This window comes from Peribacillus sp. FSL E2-0159 (genome assembly GCF_038643155.1).
Taxonomy (GTDB): domain Bacteria; phylum Bacillota; class Bacilli; order Bacillales; family DSM-1321; genus Peribacillus; species Peribacillus simplex.
In genome coordinates, this window is the sequence record NZ_CP152053.1 from 1,106,367 (window position 1) to 1,119,624 (window position 13,258).

Consider the following 13,258-nt stretch of genomic DNA (forward strand, 5'->3'; position numbering starts at 1 on the left):
AAAGTATGAAGAAAGTATGCAGTTTTTTCAATTTCTTCGCATCTTCTTATACAACGATAATCCGAATGATCACTTGTTGCAAGAAGGACAACATTGTAATGGACCCAAACTGCATTTTTTCAGGCTTGGTTATATGGTAATCGGAAATCAGGTTGTATTTTGACACTTACTCCAAATATACATAATCATTGCTAAACAGCACAAAAATCAATTGAGAATTACATAACGATTTGGGTTAGTGGCTGACTTTTACCTTCATTTTTTTGATTTAGTCTATTCGAAATGTTTTGCGTAGAGGAAACATTTTGTCATAAATGAATACTATGTAAAAAAGGAGCTGATCCAAATGAATTGTACAAACCGTACGCAAAAAAAAATAATGGCTTATTCCGCATTATTCAAAAAAATGGGCATTCTCAATGATGAGGAATACAAAAATATCGCAAAGACCTTTCAAACAAAGGATTGAGGAAGTGTCCATTGGATATTCATAAACTTTTATCCTGCATTAAACGGTCTGTAAAACCCCCGCCTTCCATTTTTTTGAATAAGGAGGGGGACTGCAGTCTGGTAGGAACTCATTTGCTCCCATTAATTACAGAGGAGGATGATGGTTTCCCTTGTGGTCTCTTCAGAGGGTGTCTCCGATGCGGTTAATTTGTCCGGTTCTGATTCCTATCGGATTTCATCTTTTTGACGGCTTCACTTATAGCCATACAGCTGGACGGAATATGTATCCTAAGTTTGAAAAACTACATATATAATGGACGTTCATGTGCAAATTGGAGGTTGATTATTGAAAATGGGCAGGCCATTATATATTTGGCCATTGCCTAATTTCTCCGTTTTTAATGGAGGTTAAAAAGTGAAAAGGAAGATTGTTGTGATCCGATGGTGTTCTCTGCGATAATGTTTAATAAAGAAATCGAAAAGGAGTTACATAGGATGGCAGAGGACTTTAAGATTCCCAGCTTGAAAGTTGATGAGATCGATAAGAAAATCATATCGATTTTACATGAAGATGCGCGAATTTCATATACCGACTTAGCGAAGAAAGTGGAGCTCTCCAGGGTTGCGGTTCAAATGAGAATTAATCATCTTGTTGAAAACGGTGTGATCGAGAGGTTTACCGCAGTCATAAATCCAGCAAAGGTAGGCATCCATGTTTCGGCTTTCTTTAACGTTGAGGTTGAGCCTAAATATCTGGAATCGGTAGCGCAGCAATTAGAAAGTGAACCGGCAGTAACGAGCTTATACCATATGACCGGTCCGAGTAAACTCCATATGCACGGAATCTTTACTGATAATCAGGAGATGGAACGCTTTCTCAATGAGAAGCTGTATGCGGTCGTCGGTGTTGTCAGCGTTGATTGCCAAATTCTAATTAAACGTTATAAAAGCCGGATGGGCATGAAGCTTTAAATGAAAAAATCCCCCTATATAGGTGGATTTTTTATTATCATGTGAGCGGTATGATAAAGCCGCCATACGCAAATGCAAGAATGATTACGAATGCAGGGTGAATCTTGAATTTACCTAAAGCCAGGAAGGCCAATCCAGCGATGACGATTGAATGGATGTAGCCGATGGAACCGACGGCATCAGCAGCCATATTCCAGGTGAGCAATAACATCATGATCGCGATCACGGGCTGCACAAGCAGGGACATGCCTTTTACGATAGGTGATTGCTTGAATTTTCGCAGGATTTTTAATAAATATATCAAAGCCACGGCTGAAGGGATGATCGTACCCGCCAATGCAGCTATAAATCCTGGCCAGCCATATACATCATATCCGACATATGCGGCTATTTTGGTGGCAATCGGACCTGGGAGTGAATTTCCTAACGCAAGCATTTGTGAGAACTCGGTATTATCAAGCCAGCCGTAACGGGTGACGATTTGATCATACATAAGCGGAATCGAGGCTGGACCACCGCCGTATCCAAGAATATTGGCTATGAAAAACGCTAGAAAAACAGCAACTCCAATAGGGATGATTAAACCCATTAGGCGGATTCCTCCTTCCTATTAACCTTTTTATTTTTCAATCTATCCTTTAATTTAAAATGGAATGCCCCATATAAAAGGAAAATCATAATGACGATACCCGGATGCAGGGAAATGATCTGCAGGAGGAAAAAGGAAATCGCAAAAAAGGTGATTCCGATCACCTTTCCTAAACCTTTTACCGCCTTTTCGCCAAACTCATAAGCCATTTGACCAAGCATGACGGCAACAACTGGCATGACAGCAGCAATCATATTACTGATCATCGCTGAATTACTTAATACATTAATAAACGCAATCAAGAAAACCATCGCAAAGCATGAAGGTAAAACGTGTGCGGCCACACTTACGAGGGCTCCCGGCCAGCCTTTTAATTTATAACCAAGATATGCTGCCATCTTCGTGGCAATCGGTCCTGGGAGTGTATTGGCAATCGCCAAAGTGTCCCCGAATTCATCATCGTCGAGCCAATGATAGCGGGAAACTGCTTCATGGCGGATGAGCGGGATGACAGATGGCCCGCCGCCGAAACCTAAAATGCCCGTTCTCATCATCCCAACCGTTAATTCCTTATACGGATTTTTCAAAAACGATTCCTCCTTTGTTTTAATTTTAGAGTTCATTTCCATGATTATGAATTAATGATAACAAAAATGATTTCGAAATGTACATAAAATTCAATTGATAATTACGTAATGAATGTATAAATGGTATTTATTAATTAAATAGACTGATGAGAATGAAAAAAACCAACTTTTTGTCATAAAGATGAAATTGGATTTCCAAAAAAAACCAAACGAGTTATAATACAATTTTCATAAATTTTTTGAAAAATCAAATAATTAGAGAAGGAGTGAATTTATGACCCAATCGATAATTGGAACGAAAAGTATGGTGGTAAGTCCACACTATTTAGCATCGATGGCAGGAAATAAAATTCTTGAAAAAGGGGGGAATGCTTTTGATGCGGCAGTGGCAGTCAGTGCCTGTTTGGGTGTAGTTTATCCACAAATGACCGGACTTGGTGGAGATGCTTTCTGGCTTACATATGAAAGGGAGGACGGGAAAATTCGTGCTTTCAATGGAAGCGGACGCTCAGGAAGCAATGTCAATCGCGATGCATATAAAGGGGAAAAGAAGATTCCTACTTGATTTTTCGTAATCGGAAAGCCCTTTTCTGCATACTCGATTGCCGAATCAAGGACTTCAGCTAACGTGAGTTTCCCGCATTCTCTCAATATCTCATCCCAACTGTCTACCATCCCAGGAACTTTAATTGCGCTTCTCATCCCTCGAAACAGACCCTGAATTCTTTGATATTCCAATAGATAAATTGCTAGATAAGCAATATGCAGCGAAGCTAGCATCAGCAATTCAGACAAATGCCGAGAAAGTTACGAGTCCTTAAATGGGAAATGACACGGCCTATGCCGCAGTGGTCGATAAAGATGGAAACTCAGTTTCCTTTATTTAAAGCCTTTATTTTGAGTTTGGATCTGGTGTCACTGCTGGTCAAACAGGGGTCATGTTACAAAATAGAGGATCGTTTTTCTCGCTTGATTCCAATCATGTCAACTCACTCGAACCTAACAAGCGCTCATTCCATACATTGATGCCGGCAATTGCCTGCAAAGATGGAAAACCCAGCATTTTATATGGTACTCAGGGTGGGGAAGGACAGCCGCAAACACAGACTGCTATCATTACCAGGATGATAGATTACGGAATGGACCCACAAGCTGCAATCAATGAACCGCGATTCGTCTGGGGAAGAACCTGGGGTGAAGATAGCGAGTCGTTGAAAATCGAAAGCCGTGTCAAAAAGGAGGCGGTAGATGAACTGAAAGAAAGGGGACATCATGTCGAAGTGGTGGAAGAATTCGATGGGGTGATGGGCCATGCACAAGCAATTCGAATTGATGAGCATAACTTCCTCAAAGGCGCGGTCGACCCGCGTGGGGACGGTGCGGCGGTCGGTTCTTGAAGGTTTCTCCTTCTTATTAAGACAAAGAGGAATAATGAAAAAAAATTACAAACAAAAAACAACTTTTCCCCAATCTCCCTTTTTTAACACAAAAAGTACCCTATAGGCAGACCTTTTTAAAGTGACTGCTCTATAGGGTACTTTTTAAAATATAACTCTAACAAACTTTTTAATGTGGGTTATTCTTCCCGAATGACTAATAACACACCAATAAAAATTAATATTGTACCTATCCAAAAAGACAAGCCTATTTGTTCACCTAGTATTAACCAACCTAAAAAAGTACCCACTATAGGTTGTAAAAAGAAAAATAATCCCCCACTTGATGCGGTAAGCATTTGCAGTCCGCGATTCCACAGTAAAAAGGCACATGCTGTGGAAATAACGCCCAAGTATAAAAGGCCGCCCCATATGGATGGATGCATGATTGCTTGAAAATCAAGCTCATCTAATCGACTAATCGTAACAGGTGTTAAAAAGACAATTGCCACAAGCACTGCATATGTCGTTATAACAATTTGTGAATATTGCCGAGGTACACGTTTAATTAGAACAGACATAAGTGCCCAAGTTAATGCAGCAATAAGCAGTGATACGCCCCCAAGTTGGTAAGATGAGCCAATATGGGCATTTCCGACAATGATACCGACACCGATCGTCGCTAAAATAACAGAAATTGATTTTTTAAAAGTAATCTTTTCTTTTAAAACGATACGTGCAAATATCACCATAAATGCAGGTGTTGTCGAAGTAATGATGGCTCCCATTTGTGCAGTGGATAGTAGCGTACCGACTTCCTGGGTTACAATAGAAATTGTGTTTCCAACAAGTCCTATAATGAAAACCAAAAGCCAGTCTCGTTTTTCAATCCGCCAAGATTGTTTTGTTATAAAACCAATTGTCAGCAATGCTAAAATCGCAATTACATATCGTAAAAATACTAATTCAAGTGGTGGAACAACCTCTACCACAACTTTTACCACAACATACATCCCGCCCCAAATGCTAGCAGCGAGTGATAAATATAAAGAACCTAATATAGTGTTTTTCATTTTGTACCCTCCGTTTTAACTAAATATTTCCAGTCCCTAACGGAGATGCAAGTTTTCTACCGTTAAGGAAGAATAACTGCAGGTACATCATTTTCGAATAGCGGTGACCACAACATCAGCTTTCAGCTCTCTTTCAAAAATATTTATTTTATCATACAATGATTATAGTTAAATGTGTATAAAGTTGTTCGAGATTCTACTAATCATTCATTTCAAAAATTTGCAAAAAATAACTACATACTCATTTGAATAAACAAGATTTTAGTATAAAATAACAAATAATAGTCTTAGACCTAGCGTACATTAGAAAAAAAGCAAGAGGAATGTACATTCTAATTTGCAATCTTACCATAAAATAAATGCAAAAGGTCATTCGTCAATCAGGATGAATACTAAAACTTAAAACACATGATAAGACCCCACCTGTTCCTATTAACAACTGGTGGGGTTTCTATTTGGCTTAATGGATTCTATTTGGAATGAAAAGAGGGATTTATAAGGGAAGGGAAGGAACAAATGGTACAGTCATAATGTTAGTCAGCTGGAAAGAAAACGTGGATTAGGAATAAACGGCTCCCTTAGGGAGTTTAATCCTAATCCACCGTTAAGTAATATTTAGTGCTCGATCTTTCCAGAAACATCACAATTCGTTATATTTTCTTTCAATTTTCCTGAACTCGTCTGATAGTTCAAATAGGGTGTGTAATACGGCTGTTTGAATATATAGATTCATATAATTATCATTGCTTTTCTTTTGAAAAGATAGATCATGTTTTTCATTAATTTTCCGAGTTATACATGCATTAATTTCACTCCACATTTCTTTCTTTCCTTCTTTAATTTTAGTCTCCATAATCTCCCACTCCTTTTTTATTAGTTTATCCATTCTATTACATTCTTATACTCATTTTTTGGCCAAGCTGGAACTTTTTTTCTCCTAAAATTAATTTCTGCTGTTCAATTTTATTTTCATAAACTGAAGTTTAATATTGGGTTCAGCAATAAAATCAGTGCATGATTCTTTGCGTAGGAAAAGGAGAGCGAAGCGAATATAGTGTTAGTCCACATATTTTGTTGTAGTAATTAATAACCTCTAATGGATGATGACTTCTCCTTATTTTTAGAGTTTGCTTTCATACAGCAGAATACCTAAGGGGGATTTCGGGAGAGTCACTATCACATCTCTTCTTTAATGTTTCTTTAATTGGGCCATATTCTGGAGTGTCGTATTGTACAAATGACAGGAGTTTGGAATAATTAACATTATGAAATTAAAGAAAAATTTAAACCTTTATCGATTCAGTCCATGAATAGGAGATTGTTATGTTTAAAATTATGATAATTGAAGATGATGAAAAAATTAGAAAAATAGTAGCAGATACCCTAACAAAGTGGAAATATGAAGTTGTGGAGGTTATGGAGTTTGACCACGTTTTAGATGATTTTGAGAAATCCCAGCCTGATTTAGTTCTGTTGGATATAAACCTGCCAACCTTTGATGGCTTTTATTGGTGTCAGCAAATTCGTGCAATCTCAAGTGTGCCCATACTGTTCCTTTCCTCTAGAAATCAAAACATGGACATCATCATGGCCATTAATATGGGAGGGGATGATTTTATCCAGAAGCCATTTGATTTAGATGTTCTTGTAGCAAAAATCAGTGCATTGTTACGCCGGAATTATACTTATCAAAATGGACATAACTTAAAATTGACGCATCGGAACTTGTCTTTGTATGTAACAAACTCAACTATCCAATTTGAGGAACAGTCCATTGAACTTTCACGTAATGAGTTTATCATATTGCAATTGATGATGCGCAAAATAGGGAAAATTGTATCCAGAGATGACTTGATGCAAGCTCTTTGGAATGATGAACAGTTTGTCGATGATAATACTCTGACTGTTAATGTAAATCGATTAAGGCGTAAGATCTCTGGAATTGGATTAGAAGACTTTATTGTGACACGTAAAGGAATGGGGTATCTGATCGAATGAGGTTCATACAATTTTTAAAATACGAGAAGCCTTATATCGTTTTATTTGTTTTTATCTTTTGTATGGTTTCTGCCGTGTTTTACACGGACCCCAATATGACATGGAGCTGGAACACTTTTCTATATGCTTGGGTATTGACTCTTTTCGTAATAATTATTTTCTTTTTGTATCGGTATCAGCAAAATTTACGCGCAATCCGAGCAAGAGGTGACGAAGATCATGAGAACCTTTCTTTAGAGGCAGCCTCTTTACAGCATTTGTTTGAAGAGAAGGAAAGGGAACATATAAGGTCTCTCAATCAGATTCATGAGAAACAAAACGAGTATTATGATTTTATTGTATCGTGGTTTCATGAAATTAAAACACCCATCTCAGTGCTGCGATTGATGCAGCAGACTGAGATCGATGTCAAGAGTTTTCATGATGAGGTATCAAGGATAGAGCATTATGTGGATCAGGCACTTTATTATGCAAAGTTGGATAACTTCAATCAAGACTATGACATTAAGAATTGTGATTTGGACCAATTGGTGAAAGAGGTTATAAAAACTCATTCTAAAACATTCATTTCCAAGAAAATCCGCCTTCGGTTACAGATTGAACCAACCACCATCCAAAGTGACCCCAAGTGGCTGCAATTTATCTTGAATCAATTAATTTCAAATTGCTTGAAGTATACGCAAGAAGAAGGGGAAATAAAGATTGAGACAGGTTCTGATTTAAAAGAAAGGCAGCTGATTATTAGAGATAATGGAATTGGTATAGAAAAGAGTGATTTACCACGGATATTCAATAGGGGTTTTACAGGATCCAACGGGCGTACCTACACAAAATCTACAGGGATGGGGTTATATTTAGCACAGCAGTTATCCAATAAACTTGGTCACTATATCACTTGCACCTCTGAAACAGGTTTGTACACCGAATTTGTCATGCACTTCCCCAAAAATGTTGATCCCTATTTCATTATGCAAAAAAACGCAATGAGACCTTGATAAAGGCCATTGCGTTTTTTAATTAATATTTTTGATTTACGATTTTGTAGTAGAGATTCGCAGAAGACAGATAAAACAATACATAAATCACAAAGTATATAGCAAAGATGAACCATAGCATCGAAGTAAGCTGTGGAAAATCTTGTACAGAATCCAGGATATAGTATTTTAAAATGAGCAAGCTGTGCAAAATGCCTAGAACTAGCGGAGGGAAGAAAACAAAGAGAAGTTGTTTACGAATCACGCTTTTCAATTCACGGTCTGCGGTACCTATCTTTCGTAGAATGGAATACTGTCTCTGTTCTTCCGTTGCTTCCCGCAATTGTTTAAAGTAAATAACGCTAGCCAATGCAAACAGTGCAATGACAGCCAGGAAAGCAGCTGCAAATAACATTAAAGATGAACCTTCTATTTGCTTTGAATATACATCAGCAAACGAAGAATAGTATGTGTCGGGCTTCTTCGTAACAATGGCATGTATATCACTTGACAGGGATTCAGCCTGCTTCTCATTTTCGATTTCATAAATTTCAAAAGGGATCGATTTGGCTTTGCTTTTTAAGTTTTGATAAGCATCATCTGAAATAATCAGGACTGCGGGCTTTAATATCATAGATTGAACAGGGTCGCTGGCCCAGCCTAATAAAGCGTAATCTTTCTTTTCTACTAGTTTTAGAGTGATATCTTCATTTACATTCACTTTAAAACGTGGCAGCTGATCGGAGGGGAAGGATTTTGGGGAATCTGTTCCTTGTGACAGAGACATAGCTTCCATATCATTTAAATGAATTTCCTCCTGATTTCCACGCAATGAGATGATTTCGTTATATGCTTTTTCTGGAAAAAGAAAAACGTCCTTTGAAAAATACTCAGGATTCTCAAAAGCAAGGTCCATGCTTGTATTTGGCTTTCCTACTAAGGCTTCCAAAGTTTTGTGATATTCGATTGAGTGGTCGGAATTTTTAATTTTAGCGTCAATTTTATCGTTTGTTTCCTTATCCAAAGATTGGAACGCAATATCGTTCGGTAAATTCCTGCCGACAGCTTCAAACTGGACAGCGTAATTGATCGAAACGAATCCAATCAAGAAAATAATGGTCGCACTGAACAACGAGATGAAGGTAAGGTTTAACGTATTCGACCTTATTTGGAAGCGTAATGACGAGATCCACAATACCCGATTGCCTTCATGGAAATTATGCTTCTGGCTTATTTTTTGCAGCAGCCAGCCAGAGAACTGGCGGAAGAACAAATACGTTCCACCGATCATGCCGACTGTGACAGCAATCATGGCAAAAGTTGCGTGTTCTTGCCATATGCTTGATTCTTTGCCCCGGCTGATCAGAAAAAATTCCGTTACTAATAACACTAACGACAAAGCCGCCATAATGAACGAAGAAGGTATCGGTTTTTCCATTTTTTCTTTGGCATGAAACAACTCCACGAGTTGGACGCGACTGATCATGAAGAAACTTTGGATACTTACGATGATGGCTAACAAAAGAAACAGGATAATTGTTGAACCGATCGCTTGAAAAGGAAAATTTAGCGTAATGACATTATCGTATTGCATTAAGTTCATTAAAGCCATACCGAATAACTTGGACAGCAGACCTCCAAGAAGTATTCCTATTACAAGCGAGAATGATCCAATGATCAAGTTTTCAACGAAAACCATTCGTGTAATCTGGCTTTCTTTCAAACCTAAAAGCAAATAGAGTCCAAATTCCTTTTTTCTTTGCTTCATAAAGAAAGAGTTGGCATAAAGAATAAAGAAAATGATAAAGAGGAAGATGACCACTGAGGCAATCGATACCCCCGTTTGAAAACTCTCCTTATTATTGAGTACATCCAATATATCTTGGTTATACATCAGTGATGAGAAGGTGAAATGGATCATGACACCTGTAATCATGGCAAACAGATAAATCGTATACACACGGAAATTACGCTGTACGTTCCGGAACGTCATATTCAGTAAGTTCACCTTTGATTCCCTCCCATGGCACTCTGGATGTGAAGGATTCGATCAAAGAAGTCGCTTTGACTTTGGTCACCTTTATAAAGCTCGTTTACGATTCCTCCATCACGCAAGAAGATAACTCGTTTACAAAAGCTTGCTGCATAGGAGTCGTGTGTAATCATAAGAATAGTCGTTTGAAACGTTTCATTTAAACTCGCTAACTGTTCCAATAATTGTGTTGCTGATCTGGAATCAAGAGCTCCTGTAGGTTCATCTGCAAAGACAATCGCAGGATTTGTAATAATGGCGCGCGCAGATGAGGCCCGTTGTTTCTGACCACCAGAAACTTCTGTGGGGTATTTATCCTGAATTTCTTCAATATTCAATGCCTGAATGACTGGTCTCAGCCGTCTTTCCATCTCATCCGTAGAAAATTTCCTTAATGAAAGGGGCAAAAGAATGTTCTCTTTAATCGTTAAAGTATCAAGCAAGTTGTAATCTTGAAAGATGAACCCCATTCGTTCTTGGCGAAATGTGCGCAATGCTTTTTTGTTTAAATCCAACAGGGCCTGCTCTTCAAGCCAGACTTCCCCGCCAGAAAATTTATCAATTGTTGATAGCACATTCATAAGTGTTGTTTTTCCTGAACCGGAAGGCCCCATAATAGCCGTAAATTCACCCGAAGTTATGGTCAGGTCAATATTTTTTAAAATCTGTGCCTTTCCATAGGATTTAGATAAGTTCTTAGTTTGTAATACTTTTTTCAACGTAAATCTCCTCCTCATGTTACATACTATAAAATTCATCCCTTTCCTCACCATAGATGTAACAGGAAGTAAGATTACAATTTTGTCACATTACAATTTAAATATGTAAAAAAAGTGTGAGCAGTGAACGTAATAAATGGAATTCCCTAAATCAATTATGCATTTTCAGCAACTTAGTAGCAACAAGTTGAAATAAAGAGGGATAAATGGATAACAATCATTATTAACGGGTTCTTTACTTCATTTAGGAAGGTTTCTTTGGCAGCACAATTATGGAGTTAAAATAGTTGCATAAGATCATAAGGTACTGGAGTGGCTTGTTTTTCAATTAAAGGGATTTGATGATAGATAAGGAATAAAAACGTTAGTATCTACAGAGAATACTTCTATTAATTACAAAATAGGAGTGTATATATGGAACAAACACTTTATGAAAAAGTCGGCGGAGAAGAAGCGATAGCAAAAGTTGTGGACTATTTTTACTCTGAGTTGGTTCTTAAGGATGAGACGGTTAATCATTTTTTTGAAAAGACGGATATGGAAAAACAACACCGTCATCAAACAAAATTTATTAGTTTTGCATTAGGTGGTCCAAAACAATATTCTGGACAATCCATGGCAAAAGCTCATCAAGGATTGAATCTGCAACCTGCCCATTTTAATGCCATTGTAAAGCATCTTAACGATGCACTTGCTCACTTTGGAGTGAATGAAGCTGACATAGATACAGCTTTAACTAAAGTTGCTTCACTAAAAGATGATATATTGTATAAATAAATATAGTGAGTTAACAGATGCTTTACCAGGAGTTGCTTTGCAGCTCCTTTTCTTATGCAACTAAAAAGGGTTTTTGAAGAAAAATCAAGATGTGAGGGATGAAGGCATGGCAGCGGACCTAATATCTATTGGTGAAGATGGTACAGGGGACAAATTATGTTTTCGGATTGTTGATACGGTAATGGATGGTAAAATTTATATTTGGTATCATGAAACCGAGGAATTAGAAGAGTTAGCTTCTAACTTAAAAGAATTTATTGCATCGAATTCTGAATTTGAAGATGATATTGATGAGGATGAATAAATAATAAGCTAATCTTGTTGAACTAACGGGTACATTAGCTTAAGATCGTAGGCTGTCATTAAGGCGGCTTTTTTGTATGAAAACATATTCGTGAAAGGCCATACTAAAATAAGCCCACCATATTCTAATTTTTTTGAAGGACGTAAATGTACTATGTCGTTATTTTAACTGGTTATGCAGTTTGTTGTTCAGATGGAGCGATTGTATAGCCTTTCTTTTTTAGGTATTCGATCATTTTTAATTCTTTGTTCATTTGTTTTTCTTCAAGGTAATTTGAGCCTAGTTCTTGATAGGGTTCCCCTGTTTTTAAGATGTTGTAAGCAATCGTTAATAGTAAATGAGCAGAAGCGATTCGTCCCTTCATTTTTCCCTGCCGTTTGGTAATCCTTTTTCGATGTGAAGCAATTCGATTATTTTGCCTTGATGTCGCTAGTACACACTCTACAGCCATCGTTTTTAAAGCTTTGTTACCTTGTGTGGTTTTACTCGTTTTTTTTTACCAGCACTTTCGTAATTTCCGGGACTCACACCAGCCCAAGAGGCAAGGTGTTTAGCTGACTTAAATACGGACATATCAACGCCCATCTCTGCAATAAAAGTAGCTGCGGCAGCTTTGTTCACACCAGGTATTCCATCCAATAATTCTACTTCTTTACGATAGGGGGACAGGAGTTGATCGATTTGTTTTTCCAATTCTTCTATGGCTTTTTCTAAATAACTCATATGCTCCCAATGGTAACGCAACATATCACGATGATGACGGCGAATACGACCATTAATTGCACTGGCAATGTCAGTAATACTTGCTTTTGTTCGCCAATCCACCATTTTTCGAAGACCATCGGTCTCTATTTTTTCACCGTTTAGAATCGCTTCAAGGATACGGCGTCCCGATACACCAAAAATGTCTGATAGTACGGATGTTAGCTTGATATTAGCATCTTGAAGAATTTTGTGAATGCGATTCTGCTCTGAGGTGCGATGATGAATCAATTTTTTTCGATAACGAGTAAGATCTCGTAAATCACGAATATCCTCCGGTGGAACAAAATTGCTTTCAATAAGTCCGCATCTTAGAAGCTTGGCAAGCCATTCGGCATCTTTCACATCAGTTTTACGCCCTGGAACATTTTTGACATGTCTGGCATTGGCAAGAACAAGGTGAAAAGAATCTTCGAGTATATTCCATATTGGTTTCCAGTAGACTCCAGTACTTTCCATCACAACATCGGATACCCGAAGGGTAGTTAACCAATCACTTAAAGCCAAGAGTCCTGTTGTTGTAGTTGAAAAAGTTTCAATAGAGGTATTTGGCTTTTTATCTAATGGACCAAATAATACACAGGCTACTACTGTTTCTTGGTGTACATCTAGGCCAGCACACCGTTCAATCATTGCTTCCATAGG

General features: G+C 37.8%; 13 protein-coding genes and 3 pseudogenes. 7 read left to right on the forward strand and 9 right to left on the reverse strand.

Annotated features, from left to right (window positions below):
* Positions 1-945 precede the first annotated feature (945 nt).
* Positions 946-1,422: an Lrp/AsnC family transcriptional regulator gene (locus NYE63_RS05485; RefSeq protein ID WP_342604389.1), complete on the forward strand. Its 477-nt coding sequence runs from the start codon at positions 946-948 to the stop codon at positions 1,420-1,422.
* A 37-nt stretch (positions 1,423-1,459) separates the two neighbouring features.
* Here the strand turns inward: NYE63_RS05485 and NYE63_RS05490 are convergent, their stop codons facing one another.
* Both NYE63_RS05490 and NYE63_RS05495 read right to left on the reverse strand, forming a co-directional pair.
* Positions 1,460-2,011 (reverse strand): chromate transporter, encoded by a 552-nt coding sequence (locus NYE63_RS05490; protein WP_342604390.1) that lies wholly within the window; start codon positions 2,009-2,011, stop codon positions 1,460-1,462.
* Positions 2,011-2,598 carry a chromate transporter gene (locus tag NYE63_RS05495; protein WP_342604391.1) on the reverse strand — a complete coding sequence of 196 codons (588 nt, stop codon included), beginning with the start codon at positions 2,596-2,598 and terminating at the stop codon, positions 2,011-2,013. The genes NYE63_RS05490 and NYE63_RS05495 overlap by 1 nt, the downstream gene beginning before the upstream one ends.
* A gap of 274 nt (positions 2,599-2,872) precedes the next feature.
* Here NYE63_RS05495 and NYE63_RS05500 point away from each other — a divergent pair.
* Positions 2,873-3,157 (forward strand): annotated as a pseudogene (locus tag NYE63_RS05500) (gamma-glutamyltransferase); the annotation flags it as partial.
* A gap of 11 nt (positions 3,158-3,168) precedes the next feature.
* Here the strand turns inward: NYE63_RS05500 and NYE63_RS05505 are convergent.
* A pseudogene (locus NYE63_RS05505) lies at positions 3,169-3,306 on the reverse strand (gamma-glutamyltransferase); the annotation flags it as partial.
* On the opposite strand from NYE63_RS05505, the pseudogene NYE63_RS05510 reads away from it, so the two are divergent.
* A pseudogene (locus tag NYE63_RS05510) lies at positions 3,297-3,995 on the forward strand (gamma-glutamyltransferase); the annotation flags it as partial. The pseudogenes NYE63_RS05505 and NYE63_RS05510 sit on opposite strands and share 10 nt — an antisense overlap.
* A 179-nt stretch (positions 3,996-4,174) precedes the next feature.
* Here the strand turns inward: NYE63_RS05510 and NYE63_RS05515 are convergent.
* The gene (locus tag NYE63_RS05515) at positions 4,175-5,047 is read right to left on the reverse strand and encodes an EamA family transporter (RefSeq protein ID WP_342604392.1); all 873 of its coding nucleotides are present in this window, start codon (positions 5,045-5,047) and stop codon (positions 4,175-4,177) included.
* Positions 5,048-5,687: 640 nt separating this feature from the next.
* Entirely contained in the window at positions 5,688-5,900 is a 213-nt protein-coding gene (locus NYE63_RS05520) for a hypothetical protein (protein ID WP_342604393.1), read from the reverse strand.
* A gap of 470 nt (positions 5,901-6,370) precedes the next feature.
* Here NYE63_RS05520 and NYE63_RS05525 point away from each other — a divergent pair, with 470 nt between their 5' ends.
* Both NYE63_RS05525 and NYE63_RS05530 read left to right on the forward strand, forming a co-directional pair.
* Entirely contained in the window at positions 6,371-7,045 is a 675-nt protein-coding gene (locus tag NYE63_RS05525; protein ID WP_342604394.1) for a response regulator transcription factor, read from the forward strand.
* The gene (locus tag NYE63_RS05530; protein ID WP_342604395.1) at positions 7,042-8,040 is read left to right on the forward strand and encodes a sensor histidine kinase; all 999 of its coding nucleotides are present in this window, start codon (positions 7,042-7,044) and stop codon (positions 8,038-8,040) included. The genes NYE63_RS05525 and NYE63_RS05530 overlap by 4 nt, the downstream gene beginning before the upstream one ends.
* 22 nt (positions 8,041-8,062) lie before the next feature.
* On the opposite strand, the gene NYE63_RS05535 is transcribed toward NYE63_RS05530, so the two are convergent.
* Both NYE63_RS05535 and NYE63_RS05540 read right to left on the reverse strand, forming a co-directional pair.
* Positions 8,063-10,027 (reverse strand): ABC transporter permease, encoded by a 1,965-nt coding sequence (locus NYE63_RS05535; protein ID WP_342604396.1) that lies wholly within the window; start codon positions 10,025-10,027, stop codon positions 8,063-8,065.
* Positions 10,024-10,770 (reverse strand): ABC transporter ATP-binding protein, encoded by a 747-nt coding sequence (locus tag NYE63_RS05540; protein ID WP_342604397.1) that lies wholly within the window; start codon positions 10,768-10,770, stop codon positions 10,024-10,026. Before NYE63_RS05540 ends, NYE63_RS05535 begins: the two co-directional genes overlap by 4 nt.
* A gap of 414 nt (positions 10,771-11,184) precedes the next feature.
* Here NYE63_RS05540 and NYE63_RS05545 point away from each other — a divergent pair, with 414 nt between their 5' ends.
* The gene (locus NYE63_RS05545) at positions 11,185-11,547 is read left to right on the forward strand and encodes a group 1 truncated hemoglobin (RefSeq protein WP_342604398.1); all 363 of its coding nucleotides are present in this window, start codon (positions 11,185-11,187) and stop codon (positions 11,545-11,547) included.
* A 73-nt stretch (positions 11,548-11,620) separates the two neighbouring features.
* Complete coding sequence (locus tag NYE63_RS05550) at positions 11,621-11,851, forward strand: SMI1/KNR4 family protein (RefSeq protein ID WP_342604399.1); 231 nt, start codon at positions 11,621-11,623, stop codon at positions 11,849-11,851.
* 172 nt (positions 11,852-12,023) lie between these two features.
* On the opposite strand, the gene NYE63_RS05555 is transcribed toward NYE63_RS05550, so the two are convergent.
* Complete coding sequence (locus NYE63_RS05555; protein WP_255264142.1) at positions 12,024-12,302, reverse strand: hypothetical protein; 279 nt, start codon at positions 12,300-12,302, stop codon at positions 12,024-12,026.
* A gap of 5 nt (positions 12,303-12,307) precedes the next feature.
* The gene (locus NYE63_RS05560; protein WP_342602057.1) at positions 12,308-13,255 is read right to left on the reverse strand and encodes an IS110 family transposase; all 948 of its coding nucleotides are present in this window, start codon (positions 13,253-13,255) and stop codon (positions 12,308-12,310) included.
* Positions 13,256-13,258: the final 3 nt, after the last annotated feature.